A 22,742-nucleotide genomic window follows, 5' to 3' on the forward strand; every position below is an offset into this window, starting at 1 on the left:
TCCCCCCACACCAGAAGCCCTCTCGCCGGGGCTTCGCGAGCGAGAGACGTTCGACGATGACCTTCCTGAGCTCCCTGTCCGAACTCGACCGGCCGGACTCCGTCCACGACATCGTGGGCGTGGGCTTCGGCCCGGCCAACCTCGCCCTGGCGATCGCCATCGAGGAACACAACGAGACCGTCGCCCCCGACCAGCGGCTGACCGCCGCCTTCCTGGAGAAGCAGCCGTCCTTCGGCTGGCACCGCGGCATGCTCATCGAGGGCGCCACCATGCAGGTGTCCTTCCTCAAGGACCTCGCGACGATGCGCAACCCGAGCAGCCGCTTCAGCTTCGTGTCGTACCTGCACGACCAGGGCCGGCTGGTGGACTTCATCAACCACAAGCTGCTCTTCCCGAGCCGCGAGGAGTTCCACGACTACCTGCGCTGGAGCGCCGCCGGCGTGGACCACATGGTGCGCTACGGCCTGGAGGTCACCGCCGTCGCCCCGGTCGGCGGCGGTACGGAACACGGCCCGGTCCGCGAGGTCGAGGTGACCGCGCGGGGCGTCGACGGCACCGAGCGGGTCACCTACCGGGCCCGCAACCTCTCGATCGGCACGGGTCTCGTCCCCTGCATGCCCGAGGGCGTCGCGCGCTCCGCACGGGTCTGGCACTCCAGCGAGTTCCTGCACCGCCTCGCGGAGTTCCCGGCCACGGCGCCGCGCCGCTTCGTCGTGGTCGGCGCCGGGCAGAGCGCCGCCGAGGTCGCCGACCACCTCCACCGCACCTACGAGGGGGCCGAGGTCTGCGCCGTGCTCTCCCGCTACGGCTACAGCCCGGCGGACGACAGCCCGTACGCCAACCGCATCTTCGACCCGGAGGCGGTGGACCTCTACCACCGCGCGGACCCCTCGGTGCGCCGCCGGCTCATGGACTACCACCGCAACACCAACTACGGCGTGGTCGACATCGACCTCATCGACGAGCTGTACCGGCGCGCCTACCAGGAGAAGGTCCGGGGCGAGAACCGGCTGCGCATCATGGGCACCGCCCGGGTCACGCACGTCGAGGACGGGGCCGAGGCCGTGACCGTCCACGTGCGGAACCTGGCGGACGGATCCGTGGAGCAGCTGACCGCCGACGCCGTCGTGTACGCCACCGGCTACACCGAGCCCGACCCCACCGTGCTGCTCGGCGCCCTGGCCGGGAGCTGCCGGCGCGACGAGAGCGGCCGGCCGCTGGTCCACCGCGACTACCGGATCGACACCGACGAGACCGTCGAGACGGGCTTCTACCTGCAGGGCGGCACGGAACACACCCACGGCATCACCGCGAACCTGCTGTCCATGGTCGCCGTCCGGGCCGGCGAGATCCGGGCCTCGCTGGTCGCCCGCCGCCACGCCTCGGTCACCGTCCCGGCCTGATGGACGCGAGCCGAACGATGCGTCAACAACCTGTGAAGTTCCGCATCCTGGGGCCGGTCGAGCACCACGACGGGGAGAACTGGGTCGCCGTCAAGGCCGCCAAGCAGCGTGCGCTCCTGGCCGTCCTGCTCCTGAACGCCAACCATCTGGTACCCGCACCGCAGTTGCACGCGGAACTGTGGAGCGACGGGCCGTCGAGCCACGTGGGCAGCCTGCTCGCCGGCTGTGTGTGGCGGCTGCGCGCCGCCATCGGCGACCCGGAGGGAAAGGTTCTCCTCACCCGCCCCGCCGGGTACCAACTGGCCGTGCCGGCCGGCGGACTCGACCTGCACGAGTACGAGTCGCTGGTCGCCGCCGGCCGCACCCAGCGCGCCGCGGGGAACCCGGTCGAGGCCCTGAGCTCCTTCAGTGCCGCGCTCGACCTCTGGCGGGGCGCTCCCCTCGCCGACGTCGCCCTCACCTCCTCGATCATGGCCGAGTCCGCGCGCCTGGAGGAGTCCCGGCTGGCGGTGATGGAGGCGAAGCTCGGCGTCCAGATCGCCCTCGGGGAACACGAGGACGTACTGCCCGAGCTCAAACTCCTGGTCGCCCAGCACCCGTTGCGGGAACGGCTCCACGAGTACCTGATGACGGCGCTGTACCGGACCGGGCAGCAGGCCGAGGCGCTGGGGGTGTACCGGGACCTGCACCACCTGCTCGCGGACGAGTTGGGCATCGACCCGAGCCGGCCGCTGCGCGAGCTCCAGCAGCGCATCCTGGAGGAGGATCCGAGCCTCAACGACCGGGCCGCCCGCCACGAGGTGACGGTGACGGCGGCCGCTCCCGGCGGGCCGGCGGCGGCCGCGGAGGCTGCGCCGCGCCTGCTCCCGCGCCGGCGCGTGCCGTTCGTCGGCCGGACGGCCGAACTCGACGAGCTGGTCGGGCTCCTGGCCGAGGGACGCCCGGCGGTCGCGATCCACGGGCCGGCCGGGTCGGGCAAGAGCGCACTGGCCGTCGAGGCCGCGCACGCCGCGGCGGGCGACTTCCCCGGCGGGCAGGTCCACCTGGACCTGCGGGGCACGGCGGGCACCCGCGCGCTGCGGCCCGAGCAGGCGATGGAGCTGATGCTGGCCTCCTTCGGGATGGAGCGGGGCAGCGAGGAGGCGGCAGCGCTGCGCACCGGGTCCGGTCCGGCCGGGCGCCGGGCCCTGGTCGTGCTCGACAACGTCCGGGACTCCGCGCAGATCCGGGAGCTGCTCCCGGCGGCGCCCGGCATCACGTTCCTCATCACCAGCCGGTCGCCCATCGCGGGGGTGGACGGCCTCACACATCTGCGCCTGGGAGGGCTGACCGAGTCCGCCTCGATCGACCTGCTCAGGCAGAGCGTCGGCGTGCCGCGCATCGACGCGGAACTCTCCGCCGCCGCCTCACTGGTCGAGTCCTGCGACCACCTGCCCTTCGCGCTGCGGCTCGCCGCGGACCGGCTCGCGACCCGGCCCGACTGGACGGTCGCGGACTTCGCCCGGTACGTGGCCGAGCCGCACCAGCGGCTCGACTTCCTGGCCGACGGCAACGTCAGCCTGCGGGAGTCGCTGATGGCGAGCGTCCGCCTCCTGACCGACGGGGCCGACGGAGCCGACGGGAGCGACGGGGCCGACGGGAGCCACCGGTCCGGCGGGACGGACGCGTCGGCGCTGACGGCGCTGCGCCGACTGGGCTTCCTCGACCGGGCCGTCGTCACCGTCGCGGCGCTGGCCGTGCTTCTCGGCAGGGCCGAGGGCGAGGCCCACCGGGTCGCCGAACGGCTCGTCGACGTCGGGCTCCTCGAGTCGCTGGCGATCGACCGCTACCGGGCTCCGCAGAGCGTCCGGGCGCTGGCGCGGGAGATCGCGGCCTCGGACCACATCGCGGGCTCGGAGCACGAGGACGCCGAGGCCGTCCGGCGCGTCGTCGACCACGACGCCGGCGCCGCAAGGGACCAGGCGAGGGCGAGGCTCACGGCCCTGGTCCCGCGCGACCGGACCGGGGCCCAGGCCGAGCCGCTCGGCGGAGCGCGGTACGTGTTGAGCGCGAACGGGTCCCGCTCGGCACGCGCGGCGTCCTAGGCCGGCCACGGCCGGCGGGGAAGGGGCCCGGACGGGTGACAGCCGTCCGGGCCCCTTCCGTCCCGGCCTCCTCCGTGGAGGCCCTTCCGTCCGGGAGGGGTCGCGGGGGAAGGGCCTACCACGCGGCGAGCGCGGACCGGGTCCGCACCCGTACGCCGCCCACCGGCCGGTCCAGGTCCTCCCCGGCCGCGACCAGGACCTCGTCCATGTCGCGCAGCATCCGCAGCACGGTCTCCTCCTCGTACGCCTCGGTGTTGTACTCGGTCTCGGAGAGGATCCCGTCCTCGCCGTCCCAGTAGCCGACGACCATGTCGGCGCGGGCGGCGCGGTTCGGCGTCTCCAGCATGGTCAGGCGGACGTCGCCGAGGCTGAGGTTGCGACCGATCGGCCCGAGGTAGTTGAGGGTCAGCTTGACGTTGGTCAGACGGGACCGGGTCTCCTCCGGGAGGTTCGCGTGCACGACCGGGAACGGCACGCCCTGGCGGCCCAGCACGTCCCAGGTCGCGTCCCGCGCCGCCCCGATCACCTCACGGATCGACGCCCCGTCGTCGACCGTGGCACGGACCAGGCAGGCGTTGCTGACGAGTCCGACCAGTGCCAGCTCGCTGCGGGTGGTCCGGTTCATGCTGCGGACCCCGATGGTCGACTCGCGTACCCCGCCCCGCGCCAGGACGATCTGCCAGGCGGCCAGCATCACGGCGAACGGGGTGGCGCCGAGTTCCTGGGCCAGTGCCGAACGCGCCGCGTCGGCCCGCTCGCTGAACCGGTAGCGCACGGTCGTGCCGGGATCCCCGACCGCCGTGGGCCGGCCGAGTTCACGGTCGTGGGCGACCGTGCCGAGGGTGACCCCGTCGAGCGCCGTGCGCCAGTGGTCGATGGTCCGCCGCCATCGGCCCTTCGCCTCCTCGGCGCGCAGCTTCTCGGCGTACTCGTGGAAACTGACGGCGTCGTGGGCGAAGAACGGCTTCTCGCCCCGGGTCAGGCTCACGTACGCGGCGGAGAGCTCCTCGAACAGGACGGTCATCCCCCAGCCGTCCACCGCGATGTGATGGATCGTCAGGATGATCTCCTCCTGGGCGCCGATCCTGACCAGGGCCAGCCGGCCCACGGGGCCCGCCTCCAGGTGGAACTCCCGCAGGTGCAGTTCCGCGGCGACGCGCGCGAACTCCTCCGCGGCCCGGCCGGCCTCCGGCGCGTCCGGCTCGATCAGCTGCGCGACGGCGTCCACGGTCGGCTCGGTGATCATCTTCAGCTCGCCGTCGAGCTCCTCGAACCGGGAGCGCAGGCTCTCGTGACGGTTCGTCACGACCTGCCAGGCGGCGGCGAGCGCGTCGAAGTCGACGCGGCCGGCGCACCCCAGACGCCAGGTGACGTGGTACACGGACCTGTCCCTGGCGGTCCGCAGGGCGCGCCACCTGGCTGCCTGCTGGGCCGTCGCCGGGATGGTCAGGGATCTGGCGGTCACGCTCGTCTCCTCGGTCACTGGGCGGCCCGTACGACCGGCCGGGTCGGGCACCGGACGCACGTCAGTGCGCCAACTCTTCGGTGAGCCGCTTGCGGTCCACCTTCCCGACGGTGGTCAGCGGGAGCGAGTCGCGGTGGTGGTAGCTCCGCGGACGCATGTAGCGGGGCAGGGCGGAGACCAGCTCGGCGAACTCCTCCGCCGGGACCTCCTTGCCCGTGTACACGGTGCGCAGCTCGTTCTCGCCGTCCGCGGCCGGCACGACGAGGACGATGGCCTCGTCGATCGACAGGTGGCAGCGCAGCGCCGTCTCGATCTCGCCGAGTTCGATCCGGTTGCCGCGGATCTTGACCTGTCCGTCGATCCGCCCGAGGTGGAACAGTTCGCCGTGCTCGAGCCGGCACCGGTCGCCGGTGCGGTAGTAGTGCTCCGGCGTGAGCGGCTCCCGTCCGTCGTGGAGGCGGCCGCGCCGCGGGCCGCCGTCCGGGCCCGGCTCCATGCGGACGAAGCGCCCGACGTTGTCGTCCGGGTCCAGGTAGCCGGGGAAGCGCTGGGGTCCCCGTACGCACAGCTCCCCGTCGTCGGTGGGCCGGAGGTCCTCGTCCAGCAGGAGCCAGTCCATGTGCGGGTTCGGGATCCCGATCGGGAGGGACCGGCCGGTGGTCTCCGGCCAGTCGGCCCGATCCCGCGGCACCGCGTACCCGGTGATGACGATCGTGGTCTCGGTCGGGCCGTAGCAGTTGCTGATGACCGCGTTCGGCGCCGCGGCGGACCAGGCCTCGGCCTGGTCGAAGGCGAGCCGTTCCCCGCCGAACATGGCCCGCCGCAGCGTCGGCATGCTCCCGGGGGCGAGCGCGCGCAGGCGCTTGGCGAAGGAGATGACGGACGGCACCGACATCCAGTGGGTGATCCGCTTGGCGTTGATGAACCGCACCGGGGTGAACACGTCGCCGTGCTGCGCCACGCAGAGGGTCGCTCCTGAGCCCCAGGTGGCGAAGATCTCGGACACCGATCCGTCGAAGGACATCTCGAAGGACTGCGAGACCCGGCAGCCGGGGCCGAGTTCGTAGCGCGCGATGGTGTCCGTGAGGAACGCGTTGATGCTGGCGTACCGGATGGGCACGCCCTTGGGCCGGCCGGTGGTCCCGCTGGTGAAGATGATGTACGCGGTGTCGGTCTCCGCCGGGTGGCCCTGGTCCGGGATGTCGTCCGAGGGCTCGGGGGCGAGCAGGGGGCGCCACTTGTCGCCCGTCATGTCGAGCAGCGCCACTGCGCAGTCGCTCCGGTACTCGGCCGCGCCGTCGCCCGCGTTGTCGTCGAACACCGTGAGGCTGAGCCCGCCCTCCTCGGTGATGTCCAGGTTGCGCGACGCCGGTGCGGCGGGGTTCAGCGGCACGACGGTCGCGCCGAGCCGCTGCGCCGCCAGGTAGGCGACGTAGCTGACCGCGGTGCGCGAGGTGAGCAGGCCCACCCGGCCGGGCCGGCCGCCCGCCGCCTCGACCATCCGGGCCGACATCCACTCGGCGGCGGCCCGCAGTTCGGCGTAGCTGAGGGTGACGTCGAGCACCTCGAGGGCCGAGGCGTCCGGATTCGCCTCGGCCGAGGCGCGGAACCAGTCGTAGAGGGAACGGGTCGTCATGGTGCCTCCCTTTCGGAGGAGTCGCTGGTCGGGAGGTCGCGTGGACCGGGAGGGCGACGGAGCGGCCTGCCGCCCGCCTCCGAACGTGCCGTCGGGCCCGTCACCACATGAACTGTCCGCCGTCCACGACGAGCTTCTGTCCCGTCATGTAGGCGCTGTTCGGGCCGACGAGGAACTCCAGGGCGTCCGCGATCTCGTCCGGGTCGGCGATCCGCCGCTGCGGGATCTCGGCGAGCATCCGGCGTCGGGAGTCCGGATCGTTCAGGTTGAACCGTTCGACCAGTTCGTCGGTCTCGGTGTTGCCGGGAATCAGGCAGTTGACCCGGACGCGGGGTGCCAGTTCCAGCGCGAGGCACTTGGTCAGGTGCAGCAGGCCCGCCTTGCTCGCGCAGTAGTTGGCGCCGTTGAGGCGGGGGCGGATGCCCGTGGTGGCACCGACGTTGACGATCGTCGCGTCGGCGCCCGAGGCGACCATCGCCGGGGCGAGCGCGCGGGTCAGGTAGAAGACGCCGGAGAGGTTGGTGTCGATGACCCGCCGCCAGTCGTCGTGGCTCATCTCCAGGAACGGGCGGTCGATGTTCATCCCGGCGTTGTTCACCAGGACCGTCGGCGGCCCGTACCGCGCCAGGACCGCCTCGGCGGCCGCGGCCACCGCGGTCCCGTCGGACAGGTCCACCCGCACGGTGTCCAGCCGGGGGCCCAGCTCCCGCTCCGCCGCGCGCGCGCCTTCCTCGTCGGACCGGTACAGCGCGCTCACCCGGAAGCCCAGCTTCACCAGCCGGCGGCTGAACGCGAGCCCGATGCCGCGGGTGCCGCCGCTGACGACGGCCACCGGGGGCCGGGCCGTCGCGGTCGTCGCCGTTTCCTCTGTCATCGCTCGTCCTGGTTCTCGTCCTGGTCGTGGAACGTGTGAATGGCCGTGGCCAACTGGGGGAGGTGCGCGGGCTCGAGGACCTCGTAGTGGCCGGCGTCGAGGCGGACGACGTCCAGGTGCGGCGCGAGCTCCCGCCAGCGCCGTACGGCGTCCTCCCGGCCGTCCTCGTCGTACGGGGAGCACACGAGGAGCAGCACCCGGCCCGGGTAGGGCGACTCGGCCCGGTAGTCGGCGAGGGCGGCGGCCTGCGCCGCGAGGGTGCGCAGCACCCGGCCGACGGTCCGCGGATCCGCCTTCGGGCCGAGGTCGGCCACCATCCTGTCCGCGATCTCCTCGTCCTCGCCCGGGCCGGGCACCCGGGGCAGTGGGGAACTGTCGATGACCACGAGATCGGGCCGGTGTCCGGCCTCGGCGAGCCTGACGCAGAGCTCCCACGCCACGACGCCGCCGAGCGACCAGCCGACCACCAACCGCGGCGCCGCGGCCGTCGCGGCCGTGGCGGCCGTCGCCCCGACGATGTCGAGGACCGACGCGGCCATCTGCGCGACCGAGGTCTCCGGCTCCTCGCCCGGCATGAGCCCCAGGGGCCGCACGAAGTCCACGGCACGGGACCCGCCGAGCAGCGAGGCCAGCTGCAGGTACGGGGTGAGGCCGCCGCCGGCTCCGGGCAGGAGCAGGCAGCCGGGGCGGTCCTTGCCCCGGGCCATCCTGACGAGCCGGCCGGGCGCCGCCGCGGCGGTCATGCCCGGGCCCCGTCCGCGTCGCCGTCCTCTCGGCCGTCCTGCGCGTCCTCGTCCTCCGGGGCGTCCCGCGCGTCCTCGGCCAGGCCCGCGCGGACGAGTTCGGCGAGCGTCGCGATGGTGGGCGAGCGGAAGAACTCGGGCACCGGGACGGCCGTGCCGTACTCCTCCTCGATCTCGGCGAAGGCCGCGAAGATGTTCAGGGAGTGGGCGCCGTAGTCGATCAGGGACCGGTCGCGGGCGATGCCGTCGGTGTCCAGGATCGACGACCAGATGGCGGCCAGCCCGCGCTCCAGCTCGGAGGCGTAGGCGACCGTGGTCGTGGCCGCGCTCGTCCTCCGCTCGGCGATCAGCCCCTCCGCCAGGGTGACCAGGGCGTCCCGGTCGGTCTTGCCGGTGCGCGAGGTCGGGATCCGGTCCGTGTCGAGGATCCAGGACGGCGCCATGTACGACGGCAGCGCCGCGGTGATCCGGGCCTGGACCTCCGCGTGGTCGGGCTCGGCGCCGGGCTCCGCGAGGAGGAAGAGGACCAGTTCGCGGTCGGCTCCGAGCCCGCGCGCCACGGCGACGGACTGCCGGACGCCGGGCGCGGCGTTGGCGACCGCCTCGATCTCGCCGAGTTCCACCCGGTACCCGCGGATCTTCGTCTGGCTGTCCTGCCGGCCGAGGAAGACCATCGTCCCGTCGGCGTCGCGCACCACCTGGTCACCGGTGCGGTACATGCGCGCGGTGCCGTCGGCGGAGAACCGGTCGGGCAGGAAGCTCGCCGCGGTCCGCTCCGCGTCGAGGTAGCCGTCCGCGGGGCTGACGCCCCCGAGGTGGAGCTCGCCCGGCACGCCGACGGGTGCGAGGTGGCCCGTCACGTCGACCACGTACGCCACCACACCGGGCAGGGGGCGGCCGATCGGTGCGTGGGCGGGCCAGTCGGGGTCGTCGCCCCGCAGCTCGTGCACCGTGGCGGCGTTCGTCTCGGTCGGGCCGTAGAGGTTGACGAGGACACACGCCGGGTGGTCGGCGAAGAACCGGCGGATCTCGTCGTCGACGAGCAGCTGCTCACCGGAGACGCAGACGCGCCGCAGGTCGGGGAAGCGGGCCGAGGCGCGCTGCGCGGCCTGGACGAACGGGCGCAGGGCCGCCACCGGCAGGAAGACGTGGCTGACCCGGGTCTCCTCGACGCGGCGGACCAGCGCCGGGAAGTCCCGCCGGTCGGCGGGCTCGCGGGAGACGACGGTGCCGCCCGAGGCGAGCGTCGGAACGATCTCCTGGAAGGAGACGTCGAAGCCGAGCGGCGCGTACTGGAGGAAGCGCGTCGTCGCGCCGTGCTCCAGGGCGGAGATCTGCCACGCCGCCAGGTTCAGCAGCGGCCGGTGGCCCATCACCACCCCCTTGGGGGTGCCGCTGGATCCCGAGGTGAACATCAGGTACACCGCCGAGTCCGCGGAGCCGCCCGGGGCGCGGGGCCCGTCCCCGGGGACGGAGAGTTCGGCCAGGCCGGTGGTGCGCGTCCCGGGGAGGTCCAGGCCGTCGCCGACGATCAGGCGGCAGCCCGCCCGGTCCACCATGTGGGCGAGGCGCTCGGCCGGCAGGCTCGGGTCCAGCGGCAGATAGGTGGCACCGCAGCGCAGGACGGCGAGGATCGCGGTCGTGGCGTCGCACAGCCCGCCCAGGGACAGGCCGACGACCTGCCCCGGCGTGACGCCCTGCCGGGCCAGTCCGTCCGCGGCCCGCTCGGCGGCGGCCAGGAGTTCGCCGTACGTCAGCTCGCGCCCGGGCTCCTCGACGGCGATCGCGTCGGGCGTGCGCCGGGCGGCCCGCTCGATCCACTCGGTGAGACCGCGGGCCGGCGCCGGACCGCCATCGCCCGCCGACTCGACTGGGGGGTACGGGAGTTCACTGTCGACGAAGAGCTCGGCCAGCGAGCGGGTGCCGTCCTCGAGGGCGCGTCGCAGTGCCGTGCGCAGCGACGCGAGCAGCGCCTCCGCGACCGGCTCCGATATCAACTGCAGGTCGTACTCGAGCTCCAGCAGCCATCGGCCGTCCACCTTCGTGGCGCCGAGCCACAGGTCGAACTTCGCCGTTCCGTTGCCCGGTTCCCGCACCCCGAGGACGGCGCCGTCCGAGGTGCCTTCGAAGGTGTCCTGCATCGCGAGCATGCAGGAGAACAGGGGGTTGCGGTTGCTGGTGCGGTCCTGCCCGACGTTCGCCACGAGCTGGTTGAGCGTGACGGCGACCCTGGCGCGGCAGTAGTCGACGGCTTCCCGGACGGTCCCGGCGACGTGCTCGTCCACCGTGCGCGACCAGTCCACGTCGACCGTGACGGGCAGGGTGTTGACGAAGAAGCCGCAGAGGTCGTACGCGCGGACGGTGCGCCGGGCCGACAGCGGGCTGCCGATCAGGACGGTGGACACACCGCCGTGCCGGGCGAGGACGGCCCCGTACACGGCGCTGAGCAGGACGAACGGCGTGACGGAGAGCCGCTTGCAGGCCTCCTGGAAGGCGGCCGTCTCCTGCTCGCCGAGCAGCCAGGAGAGGCGCCCACCGGTGAAGTCCGTCTCCTCCGGCCGCCCCGGCCGGGGATTCAGCACCAGCGGCGGGACGTCACGCAGCCGCTCGGCCCAGACCTCGGCCTGCTCGGCCGTCTCCGGCGAGCCGGAGGCCCGGTTCTGCGCCTCGAGCTCCCGGACGAAGGCGGACTCGCGTGCCACCCGCAGCACTTCGACGGCCTCGGCGGTGGGCTTCGAGGTCAGCGCGGACTCCAGGTCACGGACGAGCGGCTCCGCCGAGACGCCGTCCCCGATGAGGTGGTGGCCGCACATCACGAGGACGGCCGCAGAGCCGTCGGCGGCGCGCACGAGCCCGAACCGGTAGGCCGGCCCCGCCGCGAGGTCGAACGGACGCCGTCCTAGCCGCTCCGCCAGGGCCTCGACGGCTTCGGCGTACCCGCCCGGCGCCACCTCCACCCGCTCGCACGGCACCTGCCCCGGCTCCGGCGGCGGGGTGAACCTGGCGTGCATCCGCGGCAGGTGACCGAAGACCTGACGCAGCGCCGGCTGGACCGTGACCAGGACGGTGAGGGCGTCGCCGACGGCGTCGTCCGAGACCCCCGGGTCGAGGTCGAACAGCATGGTCTGGTTGTAGATCTCACGGGCCGACACCCTGCTGTCGACGACGAGCAGCCCCTTCTGGGGGTCCGTGATCGGCAGCAGGGCGGGGCCCGCCGTGCCGACGGCCGAGTCGTCCTTCAGCATGCGGCACCGGGCTCGTCCGCGCCGGCCGGGAGCAGGCTGGTGAGCCAGACCTTGAGGTCCCCGACGGTCCGTACCTCGACCAGGCCCGCGGCGTCGATCTCCACGTCCTCGTCGGCGATCTCGACGGCGAGGCGCAGGAGCGACAGCGACTCGAGGCCGGCCTCCTGGATCAGCGTGGAGTCGTCGAAGTCTGCCGTGGCATATCGCGCGATCGTCGAATCAAGGTCTGGCGGTGTGGTCAGCACGTTGTCTCCACCTCATGCCGATGGCTCGTACGCCGAGCGCGGGTCCGCTCGTGCAACAGGCAGCGGTGTGTGCGGCCCGCGAAGAGGCTCCGCCGGGCGCTCGCGCCGCCTGCACGGCCATCATTCCGAGCCGAGTTGTTCGCTCGATGTGCTGTCGATGCGCCTGCCCTGTGAGCACCCGGGGCGGGGACGGAGACCGCGGTGGATCCGCTCACCGCACCCCCGCCGGGCCGAACCCCCGGGTCAGCGCTCGCACCCCCGGGCCTTCAGCGGGACGGCGGACAGCTCCGGGCATCGGCCGCCATCTTCAGGGCGCCAGAGACCAGATCGGTACGCATGTGGTCGGCGATGGACCAGCCGTCACAGGCCGGTCAGACGCTTGCGGACCACGGCTTCACGCCCGACAACGGCGTGGTGTACCGAGCGTGAGACCGGTTCCTGGTCGCATCAGCACCGCTCACTGGGCATTTGTGGGGTCCTTGCGGAGGAGCTCCTCGGCAGTGCAGGTCTGGTCGAGGTCCCGGACCAGACAGATGCTGAAGCCTCGGTCGTCACGCTGGATCCTGGCTATGAGGTTGCACTGGTTCCCGCTGGTGTTCGCCGCCACCCCGAACCGCTTGCCCTCGGTCGCCGAGTCCGACTCCGTGAAACTGGTCGGCGATCCGTCCTGCACCCAGAAGCTCCACTTGCCGGCGGTCACAGTTGTCGTGCACTTGTAGTCGGGCACCGCATGGTCGATCCCGCTTGCCGTCAGGCCATGGCTGTCCGAGAGGTGCATCCTCGCGCCTCCCGCGTTGCTCCAGTCCCCGACCAGCTCGGCCTGCTTAATCACGGCCGTCTCGCCGCCGGCGGCGGCGCAGGACGTGCACGCGAGAACCAGGCACCCGAGGACCAGCGCCGCCCGACCGGACGCCCTGTTGAGCCGACGAGTCGGGCTGTGCGCCCTGTCATCGTGCCGGGACGACAGCCGACCCCCACGGCGGGCTTCGGCCAGGCTCTCATACGTCGCTTCCATATCCGTTTCCCCACCACATCAGTTTGAGAGTGCCGCCGCGAGCACCGCGACGGCAGACCGCGGCGAGCGCCGGCACTTGGTCCGGCCAGCCTGCCACATCTATTGAACACGTTCAATTTAAGCTTGATGGATCCGTTCAACCGACCCCGAGAGCCGCCCCGGGCCGCCCGAAGGGCCGCCCGGGGCACTCGGAGAACGACACGGCGGATCTCCGCCCGAACCGAGCTGCCACCAGCGCGCGAACACGGCAACCGGTCCCGGCCGCCGAGGAGGCCGACGGCCGGGACACGTCCGAGTGGAGCAGACTATTCGCTGGGGAGGAGGACGGCCCGATATCCCCACTCGAAGTGGCCCCTTATCGCCTTACCCGGACCCTGTACGCGACCCAGAGGGGTCTGGAAGGTGAGGTTCCATCCGCGGGGCGGCATCTTGGTTGCGGAGTTCAAGTCCCAGTCGTTGTCGACCGTGAAGTGCATGTTCACGACACGATACCCGTCATTTCTCGACTGAACGCTGTCGATCTGACCGTAGACCGTGAATGATCCGATCACGGCCTTGGATTCTCTGGAGCCGATTGCCCCATTGGTCAGTGTGCCGAGGATATCGGTGGTAATGCCAAAGATTTTTACGTCGAAAGGGCCTACGTCCTCATAATCCCTATGGTCCTCTTTACCGATCGCCGCGTCCCCCTTCTTCTTGTAGTTCTCGACCAACCTCGACCTAAGCTCTTCGACCTCCTCCGTGTCAGCGAGGTCCATCAGCAGTGGATCGCCCGCACCGAAGTTCACGACGTCGGGGTTGTCGAAGGCGTTGAGCACCCAGGCGCGCAGGACGTCGTGGGCGCTGTCGTTGTTGCGCGGGTAGTTCGTCACGCTGTAGATCCCACATCCGACCGAGACACAGACCCGGCTGACTTCGTCAACCTTGTCGGCCATGGCGCAGACCTTCTTCGATCCACAGGCGTCGTCCGACTGCGCGGGCTGCGCCGCCGGCTTCTTGAGGCCCGGGATACCGGAGCTCGTGTTCTGCGCCGGAGGCTGGTAGGGCGGGCGCGTCTTGGTGATGGTGACGGTCCACGCTCCGTGGTCCGAGGTCCAGACCTCCTGGACCTTCTCGCCGGTCGGGGTCTGGCAGGCGGCGAAGCCGCCGCAGGTGCCCTCGGGACGCAGTCCGCTGGGGTCGCTGAGGTTGACGGGGTTGTTGTTGCTGTAGGTGTAGCCGTTGATCTGTTGCGGATCGGTGGGGTCGAGGACGGGGTCGACGGAGATGAAGCGTCCGTTGGCCGCGTCGTATTCGCGGGCTCCGAGGTGGGTGAGGCCGGTGGTGGCGTCGTTGGTGCCGCCGACGAAGCCTCGTTCGGTGGGCCAGGAGGCAGGCTTCTTGCCTCGGGGGGTGCCGAAGGCCGTGGTGTCGCCTCGGGTGTAGGCGAGGTTGTCGGCGCTGATGGTGAGTTGGGCGGTTCCCTGCTGGTCGTTGATGAGGTAGTTGAGGGTTCCGTCGGAGGCCTTGACGATGGTGGCGTTGGCGACGGCGATGTAGCGGGTGCCGGTGACCTTGTTGGCGGTCTTGTCGAGCTTGAGTTCCTGGCCGTCGAGGTAGAGGGTCACCGAGTCGGGCTCGCGGCGCAGGAGGCGGTTGCCGTTCCCGTCGTAGAGGAAGGTGGTGCTCTTGCCCGCGGTGGTGGACTTGGCGAGGTGGCCCTCGGTGTCCCATTCGAGGGTCTGGTCGCCGTCGGCGGTGACGCGGCGGACGGTGTTGCCGGCCTCGTCGTAGGTGAAGGAGTCGGTCCGGGCGCCGGTGCCGGTGATGTCGACACGGCTGAGTGCGTGGGGTCGGGTGCCTCCGGGGGCGGGGTAGGTGGAGGTGCGCTGGGTCTGGTCGCTCGGCGGGTTCTGGGGGGTCTGGGTGAGCTGGCTCCAGGGCAGCCAGGTGGCGGTGGAGTAGGCCCGCTTGGTGTAGTTGAGCGTTCCCCCGGCAACCGTGATGAGCTTCAGGTCCCCGCCCGAGCTGACGACCGCCGCCGACGTGGGCTGGTTGAGCTGGCCGACGCTCTGGCTGACGTTGCCCCAGCTGCCCCAGGTGCCATCGGACTTGCGGATGGTGTGCCAGACGTTTCCGCCGGCGATGGCGGCGACTTCGAGGCCGGCGCCGGTCGCGGTGGCGGTGATGCCGGTGGGCGAGCTGAGAGCGCCGGTGGCGCCGTAGACGTCGCCCCACTTCTGCCAGACGCCGTTGCCGAAGCGGATGGTGTGCCAGAGCCTGTCGCCCGCGACCATGATGACCTCGAGGCCGGAACCGGTGGCCGCGCTGGCGACACGGGTGGCTCCGGTGAGGCTGCCGGTCTCGCCGTAGACGTTGCCCCAGCCCGCCCAGACGCCGTCGGGCCTGCGCAGGGTGTGCTTGAGCACGCCGTCGGACAGGGCGAGGACCTCCAGGCCGGAGGCGGTCGCGGACAGTGACAACTGGCTGGGGTTGGCGATGGGTCCCACCACGCTGGTGACGTCGCCCCACCCTCCCCACTTGCCGTCTGCACCGCGCAGGGTGTGCCAGACCCGGCCGCCGGCGATGGCCATGATCTGCAGGGTGTTGTCGGCCCAGGTCGCCGCGACGAAGTCGACAGGGGCGGGCAGTGGCCCTGCCTGGGTCTTGTGCAGGTTCTCGAAGTTGGCCCAGGTGCCGTCGGCACGCTGCTGGGAGAGGTAGACCTGGCCGTCGGCTACCGCGACGGCGCTGGTCTGGCCGTCACCGGCGATGGCGACGGAGGTCACCTTGCCGGTGTCCATCAGCGGGCCGGGGGCGGCGCCGAAGGTGCGGTTGGTCGCCTGGGTGCGGTTGCCGGCCGCGTCGTAGGTGTAGCTGCTCCAGTACGGGTCCACTCCGCCGACATGGGGCTCGCCGGTCGGGGTCGGCTTGGCCACGCAGTCGTCGGTCGCCGACCAGGCGTTGGTCAGGCGCTGGGCGAAGTCGTACATGTAGCACTGGGTGTCCGTGACAGAGGCGTCGTCCCGGTCATCGCGAACCCGGGTGATACTCCCGACCGGATTGTAGGTGTAGGTCTTCTTGTCGAGGGTCTGCGGTCCGCTCTCCTCCCGGTCGGTCTGGACTACCGCGAGGCGCTGGGTGGCGTTCTCGTAGTCGTAGGTCTGGACCGTCCTGGACCCGGCCTTGCCGAGGGTGCTCTGCTGGAGTTGGCCCAGCGGCGAGTAGGAGTTGCCCAGAGAGTACACCCGGCTGCCGCCACTCACCGAGGTGGGCAGGCCCAGCGGCGTGTACCCGTGGTGAACGGTCTCCTGCGCGAGTCCACCGCCGGCCGGGTAAGTGGTGTTGTCCACCAGGCCAACGTTGGGCGTGTAGGTCTGGGAGGTGGCGTAGGTGCCGGCGAGGAGTCCTTCGCTGTCCGGAATGGTGACGGCGGTTCCGGTGGGCCGGGCCGCGCTGTCGAACCCGGTGATGCCGGTGGTGTAGGCCTTGCCGTTCTCGTAGCGGGTGCTACCGGTGGCCAGGCCGTTGCTGCCGGGCAGGGTGTCGTAGGCCCACTCGGCGAGCTTCGTCCCCGTGGTGGAGCCGTCGAACATCGCCGTCTTGCGACCGAGGACGTCGTAGGCGTACGCGAGCGTCCTGCCCCGGGCGTCGGTAACGGCGGCGAGCGTGCCGTCCGCGCCGTAGGTACTGGTGGTGGCGCCCTTGTCCGGGTCGACGGCTTTGGTCTGACGGCCGAGCAGGTCGTACTCCCAGGCCCAGACGTTGCCTGCGGGATCGACAAGCCTCGCGAGCTTGCCGGCGGCATCGTATGTGTACTTCAGCGCTTCGTAGGCTGAGGTCGGAGCATCGTAGTCCGGGCTCCCGCTCTTGTAGTGCCGCACCTCCGAGGGACGCCCGTGCGCGTCGGTGACGGTGAGCGTGGGGGTGCCGCCGTCGGGCGGGGTCGTCGCCACCCAGTTCACGCCGTAGCGCGTGACCGTGCGCCACTTCTCCACGTTCAGCGACTTGAAGACGGCGGCGGTGGGCCGGTCGAGACCGTCGAACTCGGTCTCCGTCTGGGACGGGACCTTGTTGTCCAGCCCGATCCACAGCGCCGCTTCCGGAGCACCGTCGGCGTGGTACGCCGCGTTGGCCCGGTAGACCCGGCCGTGGCTGTCGTAGAAGCTGTCGGTGATGTTGCGGCCGCCGTTGTGGGCATCGGTGCCGCCGTGTGCCTCCTCCTGGACCTGGCGCGGGCGGAGCAGGCCGTCGTACAGAGAGATGCTGGTGCGGTAGTCGCCGCCTTCCAACAGGGTCCTGGTGGTGACAGCGGGCTGCTTGCCCGCTTCGATGGTGTAAGCGTACGTCTCGCTGGCCGAAGCGCTCTTGTCCCGGCCCGGCTTCCACACGGCCGTGGTACGCCCCATCGCGTCGTAGTCGATGTACGTGGTGCGGTTGTTGGCGTCGACGACCTTCACCGGGAGGGCCCGCAGGCCGTCGTAGGTGGTGGTGACCGTGAACTGCTTGGCGTTGGTCGACTGGACGACCGTCGGCTGGGATCCGCTCGCCGGGGTGTACGAGGTCGTGGTCTCCGCGTTGTTGGCGCCCTTGACGGAGGTCACCCGGCCGTACTGGTCGTACGCGGTGGTGGCGGCCGTCAGGTAGTGCGGGGTGGTGCCGTCGTAGCGGTCCAGGGCCTGCACCGTGGTGGCATAGCCCTTGCCCGGCTCCGGCGCGCTCCCCACGGGCCGGCCGTCGTAGGCGGTACGGGTCTCACTGGTGACGGTGGCCGACGTGGCGGCCGTCGAGCAGAGCGTGCTGGTGATCTGGACGGACTGCGGGTAGGCGATCAGCCAGTTGACGGTGTCCGGGGCGACATAGGCGGTGCGGGTGCACTGCTCGTCGCCAGAGACGCTCGTGTCGCCCTCGTCGGAGACGGTCCTGATCTGCCCGTAGTCGTCGAAGGTACGGCTCAGGCTGACGGTCCGCGCGGTGCCGCCGTCCGGCTGGAACGCCCTGGTGGTCTCGCTCTCGGTACGGACCATCGCGGCGGTCAGCGGCGGCAGGGCCGCGGCCTCGGGCCGCCGGGTTTCACCCGGCGGGGTCGCGGTGGGCTTGCCGTCCTGGCTGGGCAGCGCCTTCAGGGCGCGGCTCGCGGTGCCACGGACCCAGGGGGCGTTCACCGTGCTGGTGAGGGGCTTGCCACCGTCCTGGTCGTAGACGATGGTCTCACGGACGTAACCGGCGAGTTCGTTGCTGTCCTTGACGCCCTGGAGGGGGCTGACGGGCCTCGACTGGCCGTTGGCGAGGGTGTCGCCGTCCATGCCGCGGAAGTAGACGGTCTCGGTCAGGCTCTTGTTGGAGTCACCGACACGGGTGCGGACCCGCTGGTAGCCGCGGAAGTCGTTCCAGGTGCGCTCCTTGTCAGGGGTGAACTCGGAATTGTCGCGCCGCCAGGCGGCCCCGTCGAGGTACTCGTAGGCGGTGACCTTGTCGGGGGAACCGGACCCGGCCACCATGTCGTGCTCGGTGACCTTCTCCACGAGGTACTTGTGGAACCAGTCCAGGACCGGGTCCACCGCGTCCTCGGGAGTCCACCAGGTCGGGTAGCAGCGCCTGGTGTTGCTGTCCGGAGCGGGCAGGGCACCCGCGACGCAGTCGATGTCGGTGTACTTGATGTCGGTGTTGGAACCGGTCTCGGAGGTGATCCGGTTGATCCGGAATCGGTACAACGGCGAACGGCCCTCGGCGGAGTCGACCCGGTTGGGACGCAGGTCCCCGCCGAACGTCACCGGCTGGAGGGTCAGCGCGGTCGCGCCGGCCTTGGCCGTTCGGGTGATGGTCTTCAGCCACAGCGCCCGGCCGCCACTGCTGCCGGTGGGCGGGAAGTCCTGGTCCAGGCTCCAGGCGTCGATGTCCCGGTAGCTGCCGTTGCTCTGCAGGGCCTGCGTGCTGATGCCCGTCAGCCGTCTCTTGGACCAGAAGGTCGGGGCGCCGTTGCGGCAGTCCTGGTCCTTGTCGCAGGACTGGTCGACCGGGGTGTCGTACCAGTTGGCAGCATTGGCCTTGGTGAAGGAGCAGTCGGCCGCCACACACCGGTCGGTGGTGGAGAAGGTCACCTTGCCTGCGGGCGACGCGTTGTAGACCTGGCCGGCCCGGTGGCCGTACTCGACGCGGTTCAGCGTGGCGGCACGGGTGTAGACCGCGTCGGCCTTGGGGGTGCTGGTGGCGGCGCCGATGTTCTTGGCGTAGGCGTTCCTCTCCTGGTCGTAGAAGTACGCCACCGCATTGCCGTGCGGGTCGACGACGTAGTCAAGCTGCCAGCGCCAGGCGCGGTCGCGCGAGGAGTCCTTGAACGCGGGGGCGTAGCCCGGCTCGCCGGGTTGGTTGCCGAAGACGGGCACGGTCAGGGCCGAGCCGGTCTCAGGCTTGCCCGTCGTCCAACCGGGCAGGCGGTTCTTGCCGAAGAAGTACTGGGTGCCGTCGGTCGTGGTGACGTTCCAGTACTCGTTGCCGGTGTCGCCGTTGGCGGTGTCCGTCGCGGTGCCGTTGAGCTTCTCCACACGCGAGCCGTCGTCGTTGGACAGCTTCCACGTGCCCGTGGCGTCGTCACGCACCAGCGCGGAGGCGTTGCCGTTGAGCGAGATGGTGGCGTTGTCGGACTTCCAGCACAGATCGCCGCCCGTGGCCGGAGCATTGCTGCCCGAACCCTTGTCACCCGCGCAACCGGTGTAGCTGCGCTCGATGAAGCCGGGATTGTAGTCCCAGCCGTCACCGATCCAGGAGGACTGGTTGTTGGTCGACGCGGTGCGCCCGTCGATGGCCGCGGACGAATAGCCGAGGGCGACCTTGGGGGCCATCCCGCCGGGCACCGAAGGCACCTGGATCGGGTAGGACCAGGTGAAGGAACCGGTGTTGCCGCTCACCGACCACGTACCGGACGCGGCCAGCGAGGTCGCCTTGTAGTCGCCCTCCGGTCCCGACGCACCGGCCGTGGCGGCCAGCACCGTCGCACCGGCGACCGATGCCTCGGAGGCCTGGGCGAAGGACGCCTTGACCGTACCGTTGGAGGACGTCTGACCAACTGCGGGAGCCTGGCCGGCGGATGCGGACACCGTGACCTCAGCCGTCAGGGTGCCCGCCTTGGTGTCGTTCGCCGCCGCCAGCGGCGTGGCCGTGCGGCACTGCGGCTGCTCCGGCGTGGTCAGCGCGCACTCCGGCAGCTGGACGAAGGTCAGGCGCGAACCCCAGTCGGCCCCGAACGACTCTCGGAAGGCCTTGTAGTCCAGCTGGACCCGAGCCTTGTCCGGCGTGGCGCTGCCCGCCACCGGCTCCAGGTTGACCAGGACACCGTCGAGACCCACGGTGGCCGCGGCGGCGCGGTCCGACAGGCCCACCCGGACCTTCGGCTGCCCGCCCGCTGCCGGATTCTGCCCGATGGCGGCAACGGTCACCGGCAGGCCGGGCGCCTTCGCCTCCGGGGCCGGCTGCTGTGCCGAGGCCGCTGGCAGCTCGATCTCGGCCTTACCCGGCTTGGGCCAGGCCGCGGCCGCAGGCGCGGTCGGGGGCTGAGCCGCCTTCGAGTCAGGGCGCTCCGCCTCCACCTTGGAGAGCGGGACGGACGCGGTGTGCTGGACGGGCGGCAACTTGAACTCGCTGCCGGCTGCTACCGCGACGACCGGAATCTGTACAACGGCGGCTATCAGAGCCGTCACAGCGATGGGCGCAGCTCTACGGAGCGTAGGGCGTGTTATCGCCTCGGAGCGACGCTTTCTCGCTCCGGGCGGGGCACCCGTATCGGAGGGGTACATCCGTTCCTTTTCTGTTGGTTGGCTTGTGCGAGGGCACGGCAGTACCCGGCGGGACCGCACGCCTTCGGTGAGGGGCTGATTGCCAGTCGCCGATGTCGGGGGTCCAACCGGGTTGCGGGCCGGCTTGGCTCCGGCAGGGACGGTTGCCTGTGTGGTGGGGCAATTGGGCGGGGCGCCGAGGTCACCCGGCGGTGTGCTCCGCGAGCTGCGGTGGCTCCGGCGGCAAGTAGGCCTGCTGGAGCAGGGGCGAGGTCCGGTGACTGCGGGACAGTAGGCCGTGGGCACGGAGAACGGCGTCGGGCTTGTCGGACGGGTCCTGGCTGGTGAAATAGAGCAGGAGGTCGAGGCGATCGGAGGCGGACTGCGCGCTCGCGTGCTGGAGTCCGTCACCGGGTTCGGAGTGCGCCCAAAGGACGTCCAGGAACTGGGCCACCTCGCTCGCCTGCACCACCACACCTGCCTGGCGGTGCCTCAGGCTGGCGTAGACGATCTCCATTGCGCGCTCAGCCGCCCCAGCCGAGGCTTGCCTGAGAGACTCCGCCCCAACCGAGGCTGTCATCGGCGGCAACCCCTCCCCAGCCAAGACTGTCGGACGGGCCGGCGATCGGGCCGGGTACGGCCCCGACGGTTTCGGTGGAGGCGGCGGCGGGGACAGCCAGGAGCCCGGTGATGGAGACGACGGCAACCGCGGTGGCCTGGGCGATACGCGTACGGAGCATGACGGAGGTCCTTCTTCTACAGGTGAGAGAGACGGGTGACCGGTCCGGGCGTCCCGCGGTTGACGCTCCGTTCGGCTGCCGGTCCGAGTTGTTCCTCGGTGGCGATCAGTAGCTTCGCCGCCCGCCGCCGTCGCCGGAAGGCGTTGCGGATGTCGTCAATCGGCCTGACGGGATCCGGACTAGATGTCGCGCACGCGTCAATTTATGTGGTGGCGCGACCACCGACTCACCTCGCATGCTGCCCACGCCGCCATGACCACCCCGGGCTAGATCTTGAATCGACCCCGCACAGCTGTTTGGATGCGACCGGCCGCCGAATTGGGAGGCGGCGACATGGAGGAATGCAATGCTGAAAGCCCTGGGCCTGACGGCCGCAGCTGCCGTGGTATATCAGGCGATGCTTGATCATCCCGCCTACGATGTGGACCAGATCGCCGCGCACTGCGGCCTGACAATCGCCCAGGTGCATGACCATCTCGACGAGCTGAGCGGCCTCGCTCTCATCCGGGTCTCCGCCGAACGGCCTGGGCAGATGCGCGCCGTGAGTCCCGACATCGGCCTGGCCGACATGCTTGCCATGCAGGAGGCTGAACTGGCCGCCCGTCAGGCCCAGTTGGCTGCCTCTAGAGCCGCCGTCACGCGCATGGTCGCCCAGCGCGCCGAGCACCGCACGACTCATGGCGAGCGCCTCCTCGGCCTGGACGCCATCCACGGCAGGCTCGAGCGGATGGGCCGAAGCGCCACCACCGAGGTGCTCGGCAGCCAGCCTGGCGACCAACGGCATGAGGATCTCCTGGCCAGCCGCCCCGCCGACGCAGAGGTGCTCTCCCGTGGCGTTGTCATGCGGACCCTCTACCAGGATTCCACCCGCAATCAGCCCCACGTGGCCGCCTACGCCCACTGGCTGCTCAGCCACGGCGGCGAGGTCCGTACGTCGCCTGCGGTCCCGCCCCGGATGGTGGTGGTCGACCGCACTCAGGCGCTCGTCCCCATCGACCCGGCAGACAACCGCAAGGGCGCGCTCTATGTGACCGAGCCCGGCATCCTCGCAGCCCTGCTCGACCTCTTCGAACAGGCCTGGAACACTGCCGTCCCCCTCGGCGCCACGCACCCCGAAGACCCTCGCACCGGCCTCACCGCCACCGAACGGGAACTTCTGCGGCTGCTCGGCTCCGGCCTCACTGACGAGGCGGCCGGTCAGCGCCTTGGTATCTCTTCCCGCACCGTCGGCCGCCACATGGCCTCGATCATGGAACGCCTGAACGCAAGCAGTCGCTTCGAAGCCGGTATCAAGGCTGCCCATCGCGGCTGGCTCTGAACCTGCCGTTCCTCGCACGCCTCGGCGTCCGTACAGTCGCCCGCCCGTCCCGTCACCCCTGGTCGACGGGTATGTGGACAGCGTTCGTCCGGCGATGGCGTTGGAACCGGATCCGGCAGTACGATCCGGCACCCACAAAGCGGTGCTCTGGATGAATGCGGTCGTGAAGTGTCGAAGCAGATCGCACAGGTGAGCGCTGCCGGGAACAGAGCCGTCCTTGACC

The 22,742-nt window shown here is 71.1% G+C and carries 12 protein-coding genes; 3 read left to right on the plus strand and 9 right to left on the minus strand.

The window, feature by feature from the left end:
- Window positions 1-56: 56 nt before the first annotated feature.
- Together ACZ5OX_RS00190 and ACZ5OX_RS00195 are read left to right on the plus strand one after the other, a co-directional pair.
- The gene (locus ACZ5OX_RS00190; RefSeq protein WP_465627752.1) at window positions 57-1,403 is read left to right on the plus strand and encodes a lysine N(6)-hydroxylase/L-ornithine N(5)-oxygenase family protein; all 1,347 of its coding nucleotides are present in this window, start codon (window positions 57-59) and stop codon (window positions 1,401-1,403) included.
- A 32-nt stretch (window positions 1,404-1,435) separates the two neighbouring features.
- Window positions 1,436-3,487 (plus strand): AfsR/SARP family transcriptional regulator, encoded by a 2,052-nt coding sequence (locus tag ACZ5OX_RS00195; protein WP_465627754.1) that lies wholly within the window; start codon window positions 1,436-1,438, stop codon window positions 3,485-3,487.
- 115 nt (window positions 3,488-3,602) lie between these two features.
- On the opposite strand, the gene ACZ5OX_RS00200 is transcribed toward ACZ5OX_RS00195, so the two are convergent.
- The 9 genes from ACZ5OX_RS00200 to ACZ5OX_RS00240 form a co-directional block, all read right to left on the minus strand.
- On the minus strand, window positions 3,603-4,952 hold the full coding sequence (locus tag ACZ5OX_RS00200) for a condensation domain-containing protein (protein WP_465627756.1): 1,350 nt from the start codon (window positions 4,950-4,952) through the stop codon (window positions 3,603-3,605).
- A 61-nt stretch (window positions 4,953-5,013) separates the two neighbouring features.
- Window positions 5,014-6,588, minus strand: coding sequence for an AMP-binding protein (locus ACZ5OX_RS00205; protein WP_465627758.1), 1,575 nt, complete (start codon window positions 6,586-6,588; stop codon window positions 5,014-5,016).
- 100 nt (window positions 6,589-6,688) lie between these two features.
- Window positions 6,689-7,462, minus strand: a complete 774-nt coding sequence (locus ACZ5OX_RS00210; protein WP_465627760.1) for an SDR family NAD(P)-dependent oxidoreductase — start codon at window positions 7,460-7,462, stop codon at window positions 6,689-6,691.
- The gene (locus ACZ5OX_RS00215) at window positions 7,459-8,205 is read right to left on the minus strand and encodes an alpha/beta fold hydrolase (RefSeq protein WP_465627762.1); all 747 of its coding nucleotides are present in this window, start codon (window positions 8,203-8,205) and stop codon (window positions 7,459-7,461) included. The genes ACZ5OX_RS00210 and ACZ5OX_RS00215 overlap by 4 nt, the downstream gene beginning before the upstream one ends.
- Window positions 8,202-11,450, minus strand: a complete 3,249-nt coding sequence (locus ACZ5OX_RS00220) for a non-ribosomal peptide synthetase (protein ID WP_465627764.1) — start codon at window positions 11,448-11,450, stop codon at window positions 8,202-8,204. Before ACZ5OX_RS00220 ends, ACZ5OX_RS00215 begins: the two co-directional genes overlap by 4 nt.
- A complete protein-coding gene (locus ACZ5OX_RS00225) occupies window positions 11,444-11,695 on the minus strand; it encodes a phosphopantetheine-binding protein (RefSeq protein WP_465627766.1) in 252 nt (83 codons plus the stop codon). The genes ACZ5OX_RS00220 and ACZ5OX_RS00225 overlap by 7 nt, the downstream gene beginning before the upstream one ends.
- Window positions 11,696-12,152: 457 nt before the next feature.
- Window positions 12,153-12,710: a hypothetical protein gene (locus tag ACZ5OX_RS00230; protein WP_465627768.1), complete on the minus strand. Its 558-nt coding sequence runs from the start codon at window positions 12,708-12,710 to the stop codon at window positions 12,153-12,155.
- Window positions 12,711-13,015: 305 nt separating this feature from the next.
- The gene (locus ACZ5OX_RS00235) at window positions 13,016-20,386 is read right to left on the minus strand and encodes an RHS repeat domain-containing protein (protein WP_465627770.1); all 7,371 of its coding nucleotides are present in this window, start codon (window positions 20,384-20,386) and stop codon (window positions 13,016-13,018) included.
- Window positions 20,387-20,663: 277 nt separating this feature from the next.
- Complete coding sequence (locus ACZ5OX_RS00240) at window positions 20,664-20,978, minus strand: hypothetical protein (protein WP_465627772.1); 315 nt, start codon at window positions 20,976-20,978, stop codon at window positions 20,664-20,666.
- 569 nt (window positions 20,979-21,547) lie between these two features.
- Between ACZ5OX_RS00240 and ACZ5OX_RS00245 the strand changes: the two genes are divergently transcribed.
- On the plus strand, window positions 21,548-22,519 hold the full coding sequence (locus ACZ5OX_RS00245) for a LuxR C-terminal-related transcriptional regulator (RefSeq protein WP_465627774.1): 972 nt from the start codon (window positions 21,548-21,550) through the stop codon (window positions 22,517-22,519).
- Window positions 22,520-22,742: the final 223 nt, after the last annotated feature.

This window comes from Kitasatospora sp. NPDC032121 (assembly GCF_055580145.1).

What these genes read in the sequence shown, in the direction of transcription:
- ACZ5OX_RS00220 (WP_465627764.1), bottom strand. Translation starts at nt 11,450, where the DNA reads ATGCTGAAGGACGACTCGGCCGTCGGCACGGCGGGCCCCGCCCTGCTG.
- ACZ5OX_RS00245 (WP_465627774.1), top strand. Translation starts at nt 21,548, where the DNA reads ATGCTGAAAGCCCTGGGCCTGACGGCCGCAGCTGCCGTGGTATATCAG.
- ACZ5OX_RS00215 (WP_465627762.1), bottom strand. Translation starts at nt 8,205, where the DNA reads ATGACCGCCGCGGCGGCGCCCGGCCGGCTCGTCAGGATGGCCCGGGGC.
- ACZ5OX_RS00210 (WP_465627760.1), bottom strand. Translation starts at nt 7,462, where the DNA reads ATGACAGAGGAAACGGCGACGACCGCGACGGCCCGGCCCCCGGTGGCC.
- ACZ5OX_RS00240 (WP_465627772.1), bottom strand. Translation starts at nt 20,978, where the DNA reads ATGGAGATCGTCTACGCCAGCCTGAGGCACCGCCAGGCAGGTGTGGTG.
- ACZ5OX_RS00205 (WP_465627758.1), bottom strand. Translation starts at nt 6,588, where the DNA reads ATGACGACCCGTTCCCTCTACGACTGGTTCCGCGCCTCGGCCGAGGCG.
- ACZ5OX_RS00190 (WP_465627752.1), top strand. Translation starts at nt 57, where the DNA reads ATGACCTTCCTGAGCTCCCTGTCCGAACTCGACCGGCCGGACTCCGTC.
- ACZ5OX_RS00230 (WP_465627768.1), bottom strand. Translation starts at nt 12,710, where the DNA reads ATGGAAGCGACGTATGAGAGCCTGGCCGAAGCCCGCCGTGGGGGTCGG.